Genomic DNA, 15,488 nt, shown 5'->3' with positions numbered 1-15,488 from the left:
CCCCCCCCCCCCCGCGCCCCCCCCCCCCCCCCCCTTGGGGGGGGGGGGCCCCCCCCCCCCCGCCCCACCCCTTCGTCGTGTCTCGTGGCCCTGGTCGGCCGCCCGTCAGCCGACCCGCGTGAGCTTCGTGCCGAAGCCCGGCTCCGCGAGGTCCTTCCGCACCGCCACCGGGACCTTGACGGCGCGGCTGGTGCCGTCGCCCACCGACAGGACACCGACCTTGGTGCCCTTCTTCGCGGTGTGCGGGACCTCCTTGCCGCCGTCCGTCAGCTCCAGCTTCGCGGTCAGACCGGACCAGCCGACGGCCTTGACGTCCTTGGTCGCGACGACCGGCGTGGTGCCGCCGAGGCCGTCGTCCACCTCGCCGACGACGGCGCCCTTGCGCACCACGGTCTTCGCCGTGAGCGCGTCCTGGCCGGCGCCGATGAGGTCCTTGACGACCTTCGTGACCTGGTCGATGTTGGCGACGCCGTTCTTCCCGAACTGGGCCAGGGCCGCGCCGATGATCACCTGGGTCTTGCCGCCGACCGTCTTCTCCGCGGCGAAGAGGATGTTGCCGCCCGCGGCCGTGGTGGTGCCGGTCTTGATGCCGATGGCGACGGTCGGGACGAGCCCGAAGTAGTTGTCCTGCGTGTCGCCGTTGAGGTCCTTGTACTGGGGCTGGCGGGCGATCTCCTTGAAGGTCGGGTTCTCCATCGCCACCCGGCCGAGCTTCACCAGGTCCTCGGCGGTCGACACGGTCGTCTTGTCGAGGCCGCTCGGGTCCGTGTAGTGGGTGTTCTTCATGCCGAGTTCCTTGGCCGTCTTGTTCATCTTGGCCACGAACGCCTTCTCGTCACCGCCGCTGTCCCAGCGCGCCAGCATCCGCGCGACGTTGTTGGCGGACGGCAGCATGACGGCCTGGAGCGCCTCGTACTGGGAGATCTTCTGCCCCTCGGTCACCTTGACCACGGACTCGTTCTCCGGCTTGCCCTTCTCGTAGTGGCGCTGCGCCTCGGCGTCGACGGTGAGCGTCTTGCCCTCCGTCCCCTTCTTGATGGGGTGGTCGCGCAGGATGAGGTACGTCGTCATCACCTTCGCGATGCTCGCGATCGGCACGGGCTTCTGCGCGCCCGAGGTGCCGAAGGTGCCGATCCCGTCGACGTCCATGGCGGCCTGGCCGTCGCTCGGCCACGGGATGGACGCCTTGCCGCCGCCGAAGGAGAACGTGTCCTCGGCGGTGAGGGTGAGCTTCGGCTCCGGCAGCGGGCGCACAGCCTGTACGACTGCAAACACGACCACCAGCAGGAGCACCAGCGGCGTCCAGATCTTGACCCGCCGTACGACGGTGCGGACCGGGGTCTCCGGGGGCGGCGGCGTGTTGGTCAGCTCGGCGAGCAGGTCCAGCGGGGGCTTGGGCGGCAGCGGCTGCTGGGTGGTCCGCTCGGGCACCTCGGGCGCGGGGGCCCCGGCCCGGTCCTTCGGCGCACCGGGCGCGGCGCCCTTCGCGGTACCGGTCCCGGCGGCGGCCGCGGTCTTCGCGGTGCCGGTCCCGGCGGCCCCCGGGGCCTTCGGCGTGCCCTGCGGGGGCGCCTTGTGCTCGGGGGTGGGGCGCGGCTCGTCGAGCGACTTCAGCGCGACGAACTTGCTGGTCCGCTCGGCGTCGGACTCGGCGCCCCGGGGCTTGCCGGGCTTGTCGGCCTTGCCGTCGGCAGGCTTGTCGTCGGCGGGGTCGGCGGGCTCGTCGGCCTTGCTGTCGGTGGGCTTGGCGGGGTCGGCGGGCTTGTCACCCGTGCCCGGGATGCTCTTGGCGGCGGCCTTGTCCGGTGTCGCGGTCCTGCTGCCCTTGGCGGCCTTGTCACCTGCATCGGCCTTGCGGCTGGCGTCGGCCTTGCGACTCTCGTCGCCCTTGCGGCTGACGTCGGCCTTGCCGCCGTCGCCCGTCTTGCGGCCGTCGTCCGTCTTGCCGCCGTCGTCAGGCTTGTCGCCGCCCAGCTTCAGCATGGTGGTCGCCTGGTCCACCGCCGGGGCGGGCCGGACGGTCTTGAACACGGCCGTGGCCTGGTCGACGGGACGCTTCCCGGAAGCGCTTTCACCGCCGGCACCGGAGGTGTCGCCCTTGCCCGCCTTGGTGACCTTCACGCCCTTGGAGGGCTTGGACACCGCGGGGGCCTCGGCGTCCGCGGCGGCCTCGGGGCCCTGGGTGCCGCGGTCGCCCTTGCTGTCGCTGCCGCCGTTGTCGCCCTTGCCGCCCTCGTCGGTGCCGTCGGCCTCGTCAGCGCTGTCGGCCTCGTCGTCGCCGCCCCGGCCCGCGGTCCCCGCGTCGGCCTCGGGCTCGGTGTCCCGGCGCAGATCCGCCGCCTTGAAGACGGCCGTGGCCTGGTCGACGCCACGGCGACCCGCGGCGGGCCCGGCCGCGGCGTCCTCCTCGCGCTCCGCCTTCGCCTCGTCCGCGCGACCGCGCCCGGCCTCGTCCTCCGGCTCGGCGTTCGCCCACGACGGCGCCTTGAACGCCGTGGTCGCCTTGTCCACGGGCCGCTCACCGGCGGCGTCGGAGGTGCCGGAGGTGCCGGAGCCCTTGCCCGTCACCCGGCCGGTGCCGAACACGGCGGTGGCCGTGTCCTTCTTCGGCTCCTCGGCGGCGTCCGCGGCGTCGGCGTCCGCGGCCCCGCCCGCGCCCTCCCCGGCTTCCGAGGCCTCCGAAGCGCGGGACGCGCGGGACGCGCCGGAAGAACCCGAGGTCCCGGCAGCGGAAACGTCACCGCCGGCCGGAGTTTCACTCGCCTCGTCGTCGTCCGCGCTCGCCACCCACGCGGCGACCGCGGCCCGCAGCCGCGCGTCCCCGTTGGCCCGACCGGCCCCCGCCGGAGGGGACGCGGGGGGCGGGACGGTCACGTCGTCGTCAGAGGCGCCCCCGCCAGAAACCGTCTTCGACCTGTCGGGGTTCTCGCCCGCCACCGATTCCTCCTCGTACTCGTACTCGCCGCACTCGCCGTGCTCAGCCGCACCCATCGGGGCCCGGACCCGCTGTCCGAACCATGTACCAGTGTCCTGTGTGAGGGCTTAACCCCCGTGGTAGACGAGAACGACATACCTACTGGTTCCCGTACGTACCGCCCACGCGCTCTCGACAGACCAATGTGAGAGGGGTCACCCTGTCATTCATCCACGCGGGGAGGCATGGATGGGCAGGAGCCGCAGAACAATTCCGGAGGAGCTTCTGCTGCTCGCTCTGGACCCGGCCACGGGTACCACAGCGCAGCCGCAGTCGCTCGACCTCGGTCTGGCCGGAGCACAGCTAGTGGAGCTGGCGCTGGCCGGACGGATAGCCCCTGACGGGGATCGTATCGCCGTGGTGATGCCACGGCCGACGGGAGATCCGACTCTGGACTCCGCACTGGAACTGCTGCGCAGGCGCGGCAGCCCGGTCCGGGCGGTCCACTGGATCGGCGGGCCCCGCCTGGGGCTGCGTCAGATCTACCTCTCGCACCTGGAGCGGTGCGGCATGGTGCATGCCGTGGCGGGCCAGATGTGCGGGGTGCTGCCGACGACTCGCTACCAGGCGACGGACACGGCCATCAGCCGGGACATCAGGGCCCGGCTGGACTCGGCGATCCGCACCGGCGTACCGCCGGACCCGCGGACCGCGGCGCTCGCCGCGCTGGCCCACGCGGTCGGCCTCGGCAAGCACCTGTACCCGGGCAACGAGGGGCGCTCGTCCCGGTCCCGACTGCGGGACCTGATCCGGCACGACCCGATGGGCGGCCTCGTGGCGCACGCCGTGATGGACGTCCAGAACGGCGTGGCGGCGCAGCCGCGCCGCAGCCCCGCCACGACGGGGCAGGGCGGCGGGCGACCGCCCGCGCGCACGGCGCGCTCGGCGGCGACGGACCCCGGCGGGGTCCCGATGCAGCCGCGCCGGGGCGCGGGAGCCATGGCCCGCGCCGTGGCTCACTGAACCACGGCCGCGCACGGCACGTACGCCCGGGCGCGGGCCCCGCGCACAGCGCGCGAGGGGCCGACGGCGGCGCGCCGCACGTCCCCGGCACGACCGCGCCACGCGGTGGGCACCACGCACGGCGCCGCACCACCCGCACCACCCCCGCACCACGCGGAGAGCACCACGCACCACGCACCACCCAGCACGATGCCGCGCCGTCGTCCCCGGACCCGGTACGGGAGCCGCTGGGCCGTGCGGGGCGCGGGCACCGGCCGTACCGGTGTCCGCGCCCCGTACGGCCGCGACCACCACAGGCGACACGCTCGTTGAGAAGCACACGCGACGCCGCGGGGCGTCGGCACCCCCACATGTCCGCCGTTCTGCTGTTTCCCAGCGCCGAGTTGCCCCTTGGTGGCACTCTGCTCCACAGCAGACACGCAATGTAGAGGCATATCGCCGGAGGTGCACTTCCCGTGGCGTCCAACGTCAATCCCACCGTCAGGCGTCGCCGGCTAGGCCAGGAGCTGCGCCGGCTGCGTGAGCTCAAGGGCATGACGGCGGAGGAGGTGGCGGAGCGCCTGCTGGTCTCGCAGTCGAAGATCAGCCGCCTCGAGAACGGCCGCCGCTCGATCAGCCAGCGCGACGTCCGCGACCTGTGCGGGGTGTACGAGGTCGAGGACCACCGCATCGTCGACTCGCTGATGCAGATGGCCAAGGACTCCCGGCAGCAGGGCTGGTGGCACTCCTTCGGCGACATCCCGTACAGCGTGTACATCGGCCTGGAGACCGACGCCGCGTCGCTGCGCGTGTACGACCCGCAGGTCGTCCCCGGGCTGCTCCAGACCCGGCCGTACGCGGAGGCGCTGATCACCGGCGCGCTCCCGGAGACCACGCCGACGGACATCGAGAAACGGGTCCAGGTGCGCATGCGCCGCCAGGAGCGCATCGCCGCCCCGGAGAACCCGCTGCGGCTGTGGACCGTGCTCGACGAGTCCGCGCTGCGCCGCGTCGTCGGCAACCGCGCGCTGATGCGCGAGCAACTGGAGCACCTGGTCGAGCAGTCCCAGCTGCCGCACGTGACGGTGCAGGTCATCCCCTTCGAGATGGGCGCCCACCCCGGCCTGAACGGCCAGTACGCGATCCTGGAGTTCCCGGACGCCTCGGACTCGAGCGTCGTCTACATCGAGGGCGTCACCAGCGACCTGTACCTGGAGAAGTCCAACGACGTCCAGCAGTACAGCGTCATGTACGAGCACCTGCGGGCGCAGGCCCTGAACGTGGAGCAGTCGCGTCAGCTCATCGCCGACATCGCCAAGGACTACGCGCGCTGACACCTGCCGGCGTCGCGGGACGGTCCGTGCGCGGCACGGCATCCGGCCCCCGCATGCGCCCGCGAGGACCCTCCAGCCCCGGAAGCGCCGCACAGTACACCGTTGCCGCGCCGGGGCGGAAGACCCCACTGGTATATGCCATCCGGTTGAGTGAACGAACCATCCGCCGCCCGATGTTGGCGAGTAGCGTCTTTCACGCCAACAGCAAGAACGTTGGCGGATACCGCCACCGCGCGGATCCCGCATTCACCAACTGCGCAATACGGAGCAAACATGGCAATCCAGCAAGGCGCGTCGCCCTCGTGGACCAAGTCGTCCTACTCCACCGGGAACGGCGCGTGCGTCGAGGTCAAGTCCCCCGTTCTGCACGCCATTTCGGTGCGGGACTCGAAGGTCGCGGACGGCCCGGTCCTCGCCTTCCCCGCCGATTCGTGGAACGCCTTCGTCACCGAGGTCCGTGACGGGTCCCACGACCACGGGTGATACGTGCCACCACCGGCAGCCATTCCTTCCGGCAGCCATCCCCTCCGGCACCCGCCCGCACCGGCTCCCGCCGCGCAGGCACCCGCCGGGACAACCGCACAACCGCACCCGCATGAGCCCTCTCGACTGGTCCGCCGTCCCGGCCGAGGGGGCTCGGCCCTGCCCGCCGCCGGGCCGGGCGCTACCGGAGCTGGTCGACGTACCGGTCCGTGCCCGGCACCGTCGGGACGAAGGGCGCGAGGAGTTCCACGCGGCCGAGGCCCGACGCGGCGACCTCCGCCCCGCGCCCCGCGAAGCGCTCCCGCCAGCAGGCGCGCGGGTCGCACTCCAGGAACCACAGCAGCGTCAGCCGCGTGTCCACGCCCTCCACCTGCCGCACGTACGTCATCCGGTCGCCCGGCAGCGGCGTCGGGCGGAAGGCGACGACCAGCGCGGCGGGCGAGCCCGCGAGCGCCCGGGGCAGGTGCCGGTCGCGCAGCCACGCGAGCAGCTCCGCGCGCTCCTCGGGCCCCTCGGTGTCGACGACCTCCAGGACGAGCCCCGCGTACGGGTGGTCGAGCGCGTGGTGGTCGCGCGGCCCGGCGGCGCCGTCGCGGTAGACGGTCGCGGCGTGGTCGTGGAAGGCCGTGAAGACGTGGGTGCGGGCCTGGTGGACGCGGCCGTCGCGGTTCAGGCGCTTGTTGATGGCGACGGTCCACCGCATGTGCTCGTCGTAGCGCCCCTCGGTGATCCAGTACGTCGACAGGTAGCAGCCCGCCGTCACCGGCCGGGCCACCGCCGAGGTCTCGGGCCGGCGCAGGAGCTGGAGCTCCCGGGTGGCCACCCAGCGCCGCCCCGCGTACATCCAGGGCATCGCCATGGCGCCCGCGTAGTAGTGGTCGTCCTCGTACCAGCGGTTGTACGCGTGCTCGTGGCCCGGGTGCGGCTCCACCATGGTGATCAGCGCGTGCCCCGGGCGTACGCCGTAGGGCCCGACGGCGGCCAGCTCCGCGTACGCCTCGGTGCGGGTGTCCTCGCCCATGCCTCTCCCCTTCTTCCGCGCGGGCCCCTACTCTGACGCCCCGTCAGATGAATGGCCAGAGCCGGGAGGCGCCGTGTCGCTGCTCCAGGGGAAGACCGTGGTCGTCTCGGGTGTCGGCGCCGGGCTCGGCCGGGAGGTGGCCGCGACCGTCGTGCGCGAGGGCGGCGCCGCCGTGCTCGGGGCCCGCACCGGGGCGAACCTCGCCAGGGCGGCGGCGGAGGTGGATCCCGGCGGCGGCCGCACCGCCTGGCTGGCGACGGACATCACCGACGAGGACCAGTGCGCGGCGCTCGCGGCGCTGGCCCGGGAGCGCTTCGGGCGGCTCGACGCGCTGGTGCAGGTCGCCGCCTGGGACAGCCACTTCGGCGGTCTGGAGGACGCCGACTTCACCGCCTGGGCGGGCGTCCTCGACGTGAACCTGCTCGGCTCGCTGCGCATGACCCGGGCGTGCCTGCCCGGCCTGAAGGAGCGCGGCGGCGCGGTCGTCCTCATCGGTACGCAGTCCTCGGTGGCCGCGCCCACGCAGGTGCGGCAGGCGGCGTACGCGGCCTCCAAGGGCGCGCTGACCTCCGCGATGTACTCCCTGGCGCGCGAGCTCGGGCCCCACCGCGTCCGGGTCAACACGGTGCAGCCCGGCTGGATGTGGGGCCCGCCCGTGGCGGCGTACGTGACGCTCACGGCGCGGACGGAGGGCGTTGCCGAGGAGGAGGTGAGGCGCCGGCTCACCGAGCGCATGGCGCTGCCCGACCTGGCCACGGACGGGGACGTGGCCGACGCGTGCGTGTTCCTCGCCTCGGACCGGGCCCGGGCGATCACCGGCCAGTCGCTGCTCGTGAACGCGGGCGAGCTGATGCGCTGACACCGCCACCTCCGCGCCGGTCCCGCCCGCCGGGCCCCCGGCTCCAGCCCGGCCTCGGGCTCCCCGGCGGACGCGTTCCCCACCCTTACGGACATCGGGCCCCACGGCGGCGGTCCGCCCAGCAGACTGCCGAGGCATGACGCATCCCACGACCCGCCGCACCCTGCTGCGCTCCACCGCCGCCACGGCCGCCCTCGCCACCGCGGGCCTCACCGCCCGGACCCCCGCCGCCCACGCGGCACCCGGCCGGCCCGCCGGCAGGGGCCCGAGGATCGGCATCCTCCTGTACGACGGCTACAGCCTGCTCGACCCCACCGGTCCCGCCGAGATCCTCGCCCGGGTGCCCGGCGCGAGCGTCACGATGGTCGCCGAGCGGCGCGGCCCGGTGCGCACCGACACCGGTGACGTGGCCGTGGTGGCCGAGCGGAGCCTGGACGAGGCGGGCCGCCTGGACGTCCTGCTCGTCCCCGGCGCGGGCAACCGCGGCACCATCGGCGCCATGGAGAACCAGGCCCTCCTGAAGTGGATCCGCGCCGCGAACCGGCACACCCGCTTCACCACGTCCGTGTGCACGGGCTCCCTCGTCCTGGCCGCGGCCGGGCTCCTCGACGGCCGCAGGGCCACGACGTACTGGGCCTCGGCGGAGTACCTGGAGAAGACCTTCGACGTCACGTACGTGCCGGAACGCTTCGTGGAGTCGGGGAAGTTCGTCACCGCGGCCGGGGTGTCGGCCGGTCTCGACATGGCGCTGCACCTGGTGGCGCGGCTCACCGACGACGACACCGCGCGGGCGGTCCAGCTCGCCGTGGAGTACGACCCGCGCCCGCCGTTCGACGCCGGTGACGCCCGCAAGGCGAGCGACGAGTTGAAGGCGCGGGCCCTCAAGCTCCTGGAGGAGTCCCAGGTGTAGGACGTCGTTCGTCCGCGGAATCGTCGTGGCTGGTCGCGCGGTTCCCCGCGCCCTTCGGGGCGCTCCGGTCAGGCCCTGGGATAGCGCGCCAGCCACCCCGGTGCCGCCCCGGCCGGGCTGTGCAGCGCGGGCCCCTGCGTCATCTCCATGGCGAAGTCGTCCGCGAGCTCCAGGACGGTGGCGCGGCCCTCCAGCTCGGTGAGCCAGCCGGGCGGCAGCTCCGTCTCGCCGTGCAGCGCGCCCAGCAGCGCCCCGCACAGCGCGCCCACCGCCGTGGAGGGACCGCCGTGGTTGACGGCGAGCCGCAGCCCGTGCCGGATGTCCTCGCCGACGAGGGCGCAGTACACGGCGGCGGCGAGCGCGCCCGGAGCCGCCCCGTCGCCGGTCAGCTCCTCGACGCGCGTGGGGCTCGGCAGCCCCTGCCGTACGGCGCCGAGCGCGTGCCGCAGCCCGTCGGTGACGGCCTGGTGCCCGGGGCGCGCGCCCAGCAGCGCGAGGCACCGCTGGATCGCGCCGTCCAGGGACTCTCCCCGGGCGAGCCCGTGCACCAGCAGGCCCTGCGCGCCCGCGGCGAGGTACGCGTCCGGGTGGCCGTGCGTCTGGACGGCGCACTCCACGGCGAGCTGGAGCACGAGCTGCGGCTCCCACCCGACGAGCAGCCCGAACGGCGCGGACCGGACGGCGGCCTCCGGGCCGCGCTCCCCCGGGTTCTTGGGGACGTCGAGCGTGCCCATGCGGTCGTCGGCGAGCCCGATGAGGCAGGCGCGGGAGGGGGCGCGGCGCGCGTACAGCCACTCCTCGCGGGCCAGCCAGCCGTCCTCCGCACGCCGTTCGTCGGGCCCCCAGTCGCGCTGGGTGGCGGCCCAGCGCCGGTAGGCCCGGTGCAGGTCGGTCGGCGGGTGCCAGGCGCCGGTGTCGCGCCGCACCTGGGCGCGGATCAGGCCGTCGACGGTGAACAGGGCGAGCTGGGTGGCGGCGGTGACGGCGCCCCGCCTGCCGTGCGCGGCGGCGGGCTCGGTCAGGCCCTCCCCGCCGTGCGCGGCGCGGATCTCGGCGAGGCCCATGAGGTCCACGGGCGCCCCGAGCGCGTCACCCACGGCGGCCCCGAGCAGGGTGCCGCGGACCCGGCTACGGAAGTCCTGCTGTTCGGTGCGGCCCCACACGCCGGTGGCTGCTACGGCACTCACCGAACCCCCTTTCCCGTACCTCGGCGTCCGACTCGGCAGCACTGTAATCGAACGGGAACGGTGGGTTCAGGGGGCACGTGGTTTGCGCGGAAGGTGCGCTTTCCCTAGCTCCCGTCGGGAGTTGGGCGGTGTTCGACGTATTCGACGACCGTCCCGTCGCGGTGCCGCGCGGTGAACCCGGTCCCGGTCGGCACCGCGTGCGGCGCGACGAGCACCTCGGCCCCCTCGGCGGCCAGCCGCTCCAGGTACGCCGCCGCCGAGTCCACCACCAGCGTCCCGTCCGTGGCCCGGAGCGGCGCGAGCACCTCCGGCGCCCCCTCGACGAGCAGGAAGCTCCCCACGACGGCGAGCCGCAGCCCCCTCTCCGGATACGTGAACCACATGTCCTTCGCCACGCCGAGCAGCCGCTCGTACGACGCGGTGACGGACTCCAGGGTGCCGGTGGGGGTGTAGACGCGCAGGAGCGCGCGGGGTTCGGCGAGGCCGGAGGAGTCGTTGCGGCGACGCCAGACGGTGGGGGCGGGGCCGCCGACGAGGTCGATGGGGTGGCTGGGGTCAGTGGGGTTGTTTGGGCCGGTGGGGACGCTGGGGCCGCTGTCGCTGTCGCGGGAGGCCCGGGCCTCGGTGTCGTTGCTCATGGCCCCACCCTCGCGGCGGGAATGGGCCCCGGCCAGAGGGGTGTTCATGGGGTGAGCGGAGGTAACAGGATGACGGACCCGGCGGTGGCGCTCCGGCGCGAACTCGGCGGCTTCCTGCGCGCGCACCGCGACCGCCTCGCCCCGGCGGACGTGGGCCTCCCGACGGCGCCCCGGCGCCGCGCGGCCGGGCTGCGCCGCGAGGAGGTGGCGGCCCTGTCCGGTGTCTCGGTGGCCTGGTACACGTGGCTGGAGCAGGGCCGCGTGGACACCTCGCGGCAGGTCCTCGACGCCGTGGCCCGCGCCCTGCGCCTGGACGCCGCGGCCCACCGCCACGCCCTCGCCCTGGCGGGCTACGCGCCGACCGGGCCCCCGGCCCCGGCGGCCCCCGCGGCCGCCGCCCCGGCCCACCAGCGCCTGCTGGACGGCTGGCCCACCACCCCCGCGCTGCTCCTCTCCCCCGCCTTCGACGTCCTGGCCTGGAACGAGGCGTACGCGACGCTGTGGCCCGACCCGGCCGCCACGCCGGAGCCCCGCCGCAACCTCCTCCTGCTCCTCGCCGCCGACCCCGCCCACCACCGCCACCTCCCCGACTGGCGGCCCCTCGCCCTGGACCTCTACCGCCACTTCCGCACCCGCGCCGACCTGGAGCCCCCGGGGTCACGTGCCCATGAGGTCACCGCCCTGCTGCGCGCCGCGTGCCCGGACCTCGACGCCTGGTGGGCGTGCCGCTCGGTGGGTGACTTCACGTCCCGGCCGCTGGAACTCCACCCGGAATCCGGCCCCCCGCTCCGCTACGAGGCACGGCTGCTCCTCACCCCGGAACCGCGAGGGGGCGCGGTGCTGGTGCAGACTCCCCACAGGTAGTTCGGTGACGCCGTGCCCATGGGGCCGTGGACGGTGGACACCGGCGGGTCCCCCCCCGGTACCGCGCCCGTTGCAGCACCCGTACTCAGACAGGCAGCACGCGCAAGGCGGTGATGTTCCAGCCGCGGCGGATCAGGCGCTCCTGGACGTCCAGGGTGCGCGGGCTGCGCACGAGCAGGTTCCGGGGCGGGGCCAGGCGCTGGGCGAAGGCGACCAGGATCTGCAGGGCGCCGTTGGAGAGGTAGGACACCCCGGTCAGGTCCAGCGTCACCTCGTCATGGTCGTCGTGGCCCCGGCCGCACTCGAACAGTGCTTTGGCCAGCACGCCCTTGTGCGCGGCGAGGACCTCGCCGTGGAGGATCAGGCCCGGCCGTGGCGCGGGCAGCATGACGAGAAGGTCGTCGGCGAATACACCGTTCATATGCGTGTCCCGGAACAGCGCACCGCGTCGGCGTCGGGGGCGGGAGGGCCACAGGGCCGTGCGATGGCGGTGACGCGGGCTCAGAGTCCCGCTGGAACAGCCGCTGACGTGCGAGGCTCCTTCGGCCCCGAGTGGCCGTCGGCCGACTGCCGCCGCGCTAACGACAGCACCGGTCCACGGGCTGGATACCACCGTACTGCGGAACGCATATGCCCGACACCCTCCACCGCCCGGCACGCCCGACGGCCGGCGGAACGTACCGGTACGGGTGCCGACGGCCCGGTCGGGCGGCTCACCGCGGCGGGGAACCGGAACGGACCGGCTCATGCGCGTGCGCACGCCCAACCCCCGTGCCACCACGGCCTGTTGAGGTGGTGGCCAACGCTGGGAGGCGGGGCCGCCCGGGCGTACGCTGAGCCCAGGACGGGGCCGCGGGTGAGCCGCGGACGCTCAGCGGATCGCCGGCACGGACGGGCGGTCATCCGGCAGGGGCGTATCGGCCGAGGGGCGGTAACCGTGGAGACGCTGAGGTTCGACAGTGACGACCTGGAACTGACCGAGGACTTCCTCTGCCGGGCCTACACCCGGATGTCGATCGGGGGCGACGCGGAGCGGACCCGGGCGCAGGTGACGCGCAGCGTCGTGGGGCCGGTCAGCGTGGACCTGCTGGCGTTCGACTACGACATGGGGCACGACGCCGCCGTGCTCGACAGGATCTGCCTCGGCACCATCCACTCCGGCAGCATCGTGCGCCAGTACCACCCCGACGGTACGGAGGGTGCCTTCGGCCCCGGTGACGTCTTCATGTACACCCCGGAAGGCCACCGCTCCACCGGCGTCATCCAGCGGGCCCGCTACAACCTGGTCATGTTCGAGCCCGAGCTGCTGACCCGGGTGGCCGCGACCGCGCCGGGGCGGCGGCCCGGACCGCTGCGGCTGACCGGTGACCGGCCCGTGTCCCCGGCCGCGGCCGGACACCTGCGCCGCACCATCGCCTACCTGGCCGACGGCGTGTGCGCGGACCCGGAACTGAGCCGGCACCCGCTGCTGGCCTCCACCGCCGCGCAGTGCCTGGCGGCCGCCGTCCTGCACGCCTTCCCCTCCACCGCGCTGGGCGAGCCCACCGCCGCCGACCGCCGCGACGCCCGGCCGGCCGCGGTCCGCCGCGCGGTGGCCTTCGTCGACGACAACGCCCACCGGGAGATCACCGTCGCCGACATCGCCGCGGCCGCCCACATCAGCGTCCGCAGCCTGCAGGAGGCCTTCCGGCGGCACCTGGACGCGACCCCGACGGGCTATCTGAGCCGGGTGCGGCTGGCCCGTGCCCACGCCGACCTGCTGGCCGCCTCTCCCGGCCGCGGCCGGGTCGCGGCCGTCGCCGCCCGGTGGGGGTTCGTGCAGCCGGGCCGGTTCGCCGCCGCCTACCGCGCCGCCTACGGCCGCCTTCCGCACCAGACCCTGCGCGAGGACCGCGCGTGACTGCCCGGCGCCGCCCGCCGGGGCACGCGGCGGTGGAGCGCGGGCCGGGGCGCGGTCCGCGCTTCGTGTACGTCCACGGCCGTGATCCGCGTTTTCGGTATTCCGGCGCGCCCCCGCGGTGCGCTGTACTGGACGGGGTCAGCAGACGTCGGACCCGGCCCTTGTCCCGACGGGACCCCTCCCGCCGTCGCCCTCCGCGACGTCCGTCTCCGCGGTGACGGCGCGGGCGGCCTCCCGTCCTGCTGCCCTCGGGGAGGACACGGGCGAAGGCGGTGGGCGGGCATGGGCTCCACGGTGCAGGATCTGCTGGGCAGGCTGTCCGGCCGGGACGGCGAGCCGCGGCGCAGGGCGTGGGCGCTCGCCTGCGCGGAGGCCCTGGGCCTGGGCGGGATAGCCGTGACCGTGAACGAGGAACTGGTGTGGTTCAGCGACGCCACCAGCGAGCGCCTGGAGGACCTGCAGTTCGTCCTGGGCCAGGGTCCCGGCCTGGGTCTCGATGACCCCGCCGAGATGCGGCAGATCCCCGACCTCGGCGAGCTACTGACGCGCCGGTGGCCGCAGTTCGCCCCGGAGGCGGCGAAGCTGGGCGTCGCCGCCCTGTTCGTGTGGCCGGTACGCCTCGGCGCCGTGCCGGTGGGGACCCTGACCGGCTACCGGCGCACGACCGGCGCGCTCACCCCGCGGCAGGTCTCCGAGGGCCGGCTGGTCGCCGACGTCCTGGCCGAGCACGTCCTGGCCACCTGGCCGAGCACCCCCGACGCGACCGGCGGCCCCGGGCACGCGGGCACGGTGGACCTGCACCGGGCCGAGGTCCACCAGGCCACCGGAGTCCTCAGCGTGCGCCTCGGCATCTCGCTGCCCGAGGCCCTTGACCGGCTGCGCGCCCGCGCCTACGCCTCGGGCCGGTCCCTCACCGGCACCGCCCACGACATCCTGCGGCAGGAACTGCCCCACGACGATCCATGACCCGGTCCCCCGCACCGGCCGCAACCGGCGCGGGAGACCAAGGAGTACGCGCATGAGCAGGCAGCAGCACATCGCCCGCACCTTCGTGGAGCTGGCCGACACCCTCGTGGAGGACTTCGACGTCATCGACTTCCTGCAGCAGATGACCGTCCGCTGCCAGGAGCTCCTGGACGTCACCGACGCCGCGGTCTTCCTGGCCCATCCCCCCGCCCGGCTGTACAGCACCGCGCCCTGCGACCCCCGCCCCGCGCTGCGGGACGTGCTGGAGGCCGCCCGCGTCGAGGGCCCCGCCCTGCAGGCGCACCGCACCGGGAAGCCCGCCACGACGGACGGCTCCCCGGCCGGGGCGGACGCCCGCTGCCCGGAGTTCGACCGGCAGCTCCGCGCCGCCGGCTACACCCGCGCCACGGCCGTCCCCCTGCGGCTGCGCAAGGACTGCCTCGGCAGTCTGCTGCTCCTGCACACCGGCGCGGAGCCGCTGTGCGCCGACGACCTCGCCCTCGCCCAGGCCCTGGCCGACGCCGCCACCATCGGCCTGCTCCAGGCCCACGGCGTCCACGAGCAGCACACCGTCAACGAGCAGCTCCACACCGTGCTGCACAGCCGCATCGTCATCGAACAGGCCAAAGGCATCCTCGCCGCCCGCCGCGACATCCCCCTCAACCGCGCCTTCGAAGCCATGCGCCACCACGCCCGGCACCACCGGGTACTGCTCAGCAAGGTCGCCCGGGACGTCATCGACGACAGCCTCACCCCCACCGCGCCCACCGCCGGTCCCCTGGCGAGGCCCGCGGACACCGCGTGACGGCACGGGCCCACCCCTGCCCTCCCGGCCGGGGACGCGGCGTCAATGCGGGGTCCGGCCGTATCCGTCCTGCGGGTGCGTGCCCTCGTCCGCCCTCGCGGCGTTGATCAGCGCACTGGATGCTCATGTGACTACCCGCTGATGCCCTCGGCGGCACGGCGCGTGGCCTCCGTCCACGCCGGGCCGGTGACGCCCGACGCGCATCCGGACTCCCCGCTCCTCCCCCGCCCCCTCCTCTCCCTGTTCCTGAAGCCCGGGACACCCGTCCCCAGGAGATACGACTGTGAGACCTCGTATGCCCTCGTTCTCCTCACGCCGCCTGGCCGGTCTCGGCACGCTCACCGTGCTGGCGTCCGGCGCGGCCCTGGCCGCGGCGCCCTGTGCCACGGCGGACACCAACACCGCCACGGAGAAGTCCACGATGCTGTGCAACGTGGTGCTACTCTCCCCCGGCACCGACGTCGACGGCTGCTCCAACGTGCAGGTCAACGGCCAGAACATGGCCAAGAAGGGCACCTTGAACCACGCGCTGGTCGACTACGCCAAGGTCGAGACCGTCGCTGCCCTCCTCCCCTGACCGTCCCGCACCCGACGGCCCTCCCCCG

General features: G+C 74.5%; 15 protein-coding genes. 10 read left to right on the top strand and 5 right to left on the bottom strand.

The annotated features are described in order from the left end of the window. Positions 1–105: 105 nt before the first annotated feature. Positions 106–2,991 carry a D-alanyl-D-alanine carboxypeptidase gene (locus QK440_RS25895; protein WP_282795615.1) on the bottom strand — a complete coding sequence of 962 codons (2,886 nt, stop codon included), beginning with the start codon at positions 2,989–2,991 and terminating at the stop codon, positions 106–108. 172 nt (positions 2,992–3,163) lie between these two features. Here QK440_RS25895 and QK440_RS25890 point away from each other — a divergent pair, with 172 nt between their 5' ends. The 3 genes from QK440_RS25890 (at position 3,164) to QK440_RS25880 (ending at position 5,733) form a co-directional block, all read left to right on the top strand. After that, complete coding sequence (locus QK440_RS25890) at positions 3,164–3,937, top strand: GPP34 family phosphoprotein (protein WP_282795614.1); 774 nt, start codon at positions 3,164–3,166, stop codon at positions 3,935–3,937. Positions 3,938–4,392: 455 nt separating this feature from the next. Next, entirely contained in the window at positions 4,393–5,250 is an 858-nt protein-coding gene (locus QK440_RS25885) for a helix-turn-helix transcriptional regulator (protein WP_282795613.1), read from the top strand. A 273-nt stretch (positions 5,251–5,523) separates the two neighbouring features. Continuing rightward, entirely contained in the window at positions 5,524–5,733 is a 210-nt protein-coding gene (locus QK440_RS25880; protein ID WP_282795612.1) for a DUF397 domain-containing protein, read from the top strand. Between the two features lie 181 nt (positions 5,734–5,914). Here the strand turns inward: QK440_RS25880 and QK440_RS25875 are convergent, their stop codons facing one another. Beyond that, entirely contained in the window at positions 5,915–6,754 is an 840-nt protein-coding gene (locus QK440_RS25875; protein ID WP_282795611.1) for a hypothetical protein, read from the bottom strand. A 73-nt stretch (positions 6,755–6,827) separates the two neighbouring features. Between QK440_RS25875 and QK440_RS25870 the strand changes: the two genes are divergently transcribed. Both QK440_RS25870 and QK440_RS25865 read left to right on the top strand, forming a co-directional pair. Beyond that, entirely contained in the window at positions 6,828–7,613 is a 786-nt protein-coding gene (locus QK440_RS25870; RefSeq protein ID WP_282795610.1) for an SDR family oxidoreductase, read from the top strand. A gap of 136 nt (positions 7,614–7,749) precedes the next feature. Further along, entirely contained in the window at positions 7,750–8,523 is a 774-nt protein-coding gene (locus tag QK440_RS25865; RefSeq protein ID WP_282795609.1) for a DJ-1/PfpI family protein, read from the top strand. A gap of 68 nt (positions 8,524–8,591) precedes the next feature. Here the strand turns inward: QK440_RS25865 and QK440_RS25860 are convergent, their stop codons facing one another. After that, complete coding sequence (locus tag QK440_RS25860) at positions 8,592–9,710, bottom strand: ADP-ribosylglycohydrolase family protein (protein WP_282795608.1); 1,119 nt, start codon at positions 9,708–9,710, stop codon at positions 8,592–8,594. A gap of 104 nt (positions 9,711–9,814) precedes the next feature. Then, complete coding sequence (locus QK440_RS25855) at positions 9,815–10,348, bottom strand: hypothetical protein (protein WP_282795607.1); 534 nt, start codon at positions 10,346–10,348, stop codon at positions 9,815–9,817. Between the two features lie 69 nt (positions 10,349–10,417). Between QK440_RS25855 and QK440_RS25850 the strand changes: the two genes are divergently transcribed. Further along, positions 10,418–11,212: a helix-turn-helix domain-containing protein gene (locus QK440_RS25850; protein WP_282795606.1), complete on the top strand. Its 795-nt coding sequence runs from the start codon at positions 10,418–10,420 to the stop codon at positions 11,210–11,212. Positions 11,213–11,297: 85 nt separating this feature from the next. Here QK440_RS25850 and QK440_RS25845 read toward each other — a convergent pair whose 3' ends face one another. Then, positions 11,298–11,633 (bottom strand): hypothetical protein, encoded by a 336-nt coding sequence (locus QK440_RS25845; RefSeq protein WP_282795605.1) that lies wholly within the window; start codon positions 11,631–11,633, stop codon positions 11,298–11,300. A gap of 516 nt (positions 11,634–12,149) precedes the next feature. Here QK440_RS25845 and QK440_RS25840 point away from each other — a divergent pair. From QK440_RS25840 to QK440_RS25825, 4 genes are all read left to right on the top strand, one after another. Beyond that, the gene (locus QK440_RS25840) at positions 12,150–13,112 is read left to right on the top strand and encodes an AraC family transcriptional regulator (protein ID WP_282795604.1); all 963 of its coding nucleotides are present in this window, start codon (positions 12,150–12,152) and stop codon (positions 13,110–13,112) included. 282 nt (positions 13,113–13,394) lie between these two features. After that, complete coding sequence (locus QK440_RS25835; protein ID WP_282795603.1) at positions 13,395–14,078, top strand: ANTAR domain-containing protein; 684 nt, start codon at positions 13,395–13,397, stop codon at positions 14,076–14,078. A 52-nt stretch (positions 14,079–14,130) separates the two neighbouring features. Then, entirely contained in the window at positions 14,131–14,883 is a 753-nt protein-coding gene (locus QK440_RS25830) for an ANTAR domain-containing protein (RefSeq protein WP_282795602.1), read from the top strand. 283 nt (positions 14,884–15,166) lie between these two features. Next, entirely contained in the window at positions 15,167–15,460 is a 294-nt protein-coding gene (locus tag QK440_RS25825; protein WP_282795601.1) for a hypothetical protein, read from the top strand. Positions 15,461–15,488 lie beyond the last annotated feature (28 nt).

This window comes from Streptomyces sp. CC224B (genome assembly GCF_030010595.1).
Taxonomy (GTDB): domain Bacteria; phylum Actinomycetota; class Actinomycetes; order Streptomycetales; family Streptomycetaceae; genus Streptomyces; species Streptomyces longispororuber.
This window is presented reverse-complemented; position numbering and strand designations above follow the sequence as displayed.

Excerpts from the sequence above, each read along its gene's own strand:
- QK440_RS25895 (WP_282795615.1), bottom strand. The coding sequence starts at position 2,991 with ATGGGTGCGGCTGAGCACGGCGAGTGCGGCGAGTACGAGTACGAGGAG.
- QK440_RS25890 (WP_282795614.1), top strand. The coding sequence starts at position 3,164 with ATGGGCAGGAGCCGCAGAACAATTCCGGAGGAGCTTCTGCTGCTCGCT.
- QK440_RS25880 (WP_282795612.1), top strand. The coding sequence starts at position 5,524 with ATGGCAATCCAGCAAGGCGCGTCGCCCTCGTGGACCAAGTCGTCCTAC.
- QK440_RS25875 (WP_282795611.1), bottom strand. The coding sequence starts at position 6,754 with ATGGGCGAGGACACCCGCACCGAGGCGTACGCGGAGCTGGCCGCCGTC.
- QK440_RS25865 (WP_282795609.1), top strand. The coding sequence starts at position 7,750 with ATGACGCATCCCACGACCCGCCGCACCCTGCTGCGCTCCACCGCCGCC.
- QK440_RS25855 (WP_282795607.1), bottom strand. The coding sequence starts at position 10,348 with ATGAGCAACGACACCGAGGCCCGGGCCTCCCGCGACAGCGACAGCGGC.
- QK440_RS25850 (WP_282795606.1), top strand. The coding sequence starts at position 10,418 with ATGACGGACCCGGCGGTGGCGCTCCGGCGCGAACTCGGCGGCTTCCTG.
- QK440_RS25845 (WP_282795605.1), bottom strand. The coding sequence starts at position 11,633 with ATGAACGGTGTATTCGCCGACGACCTTCTCGTCATGCTGCCCGCGCCA.
- QK440_RS25835 (WP_282795603.1), top strand. The coding sequence starts at position 13,395 with ATGGGCTCCACGGTGCAGGATCTGCTGGGCAGGCTGTCCGGCCGGGAC.
- QK440_RS25830 (WP_282795602.1), top strand. The coding sequence starts at position 14,131 with ATGAGCAGGCAGCAGCACATCGCCCGCACCTTCGTGGAGCTGGCCGAC.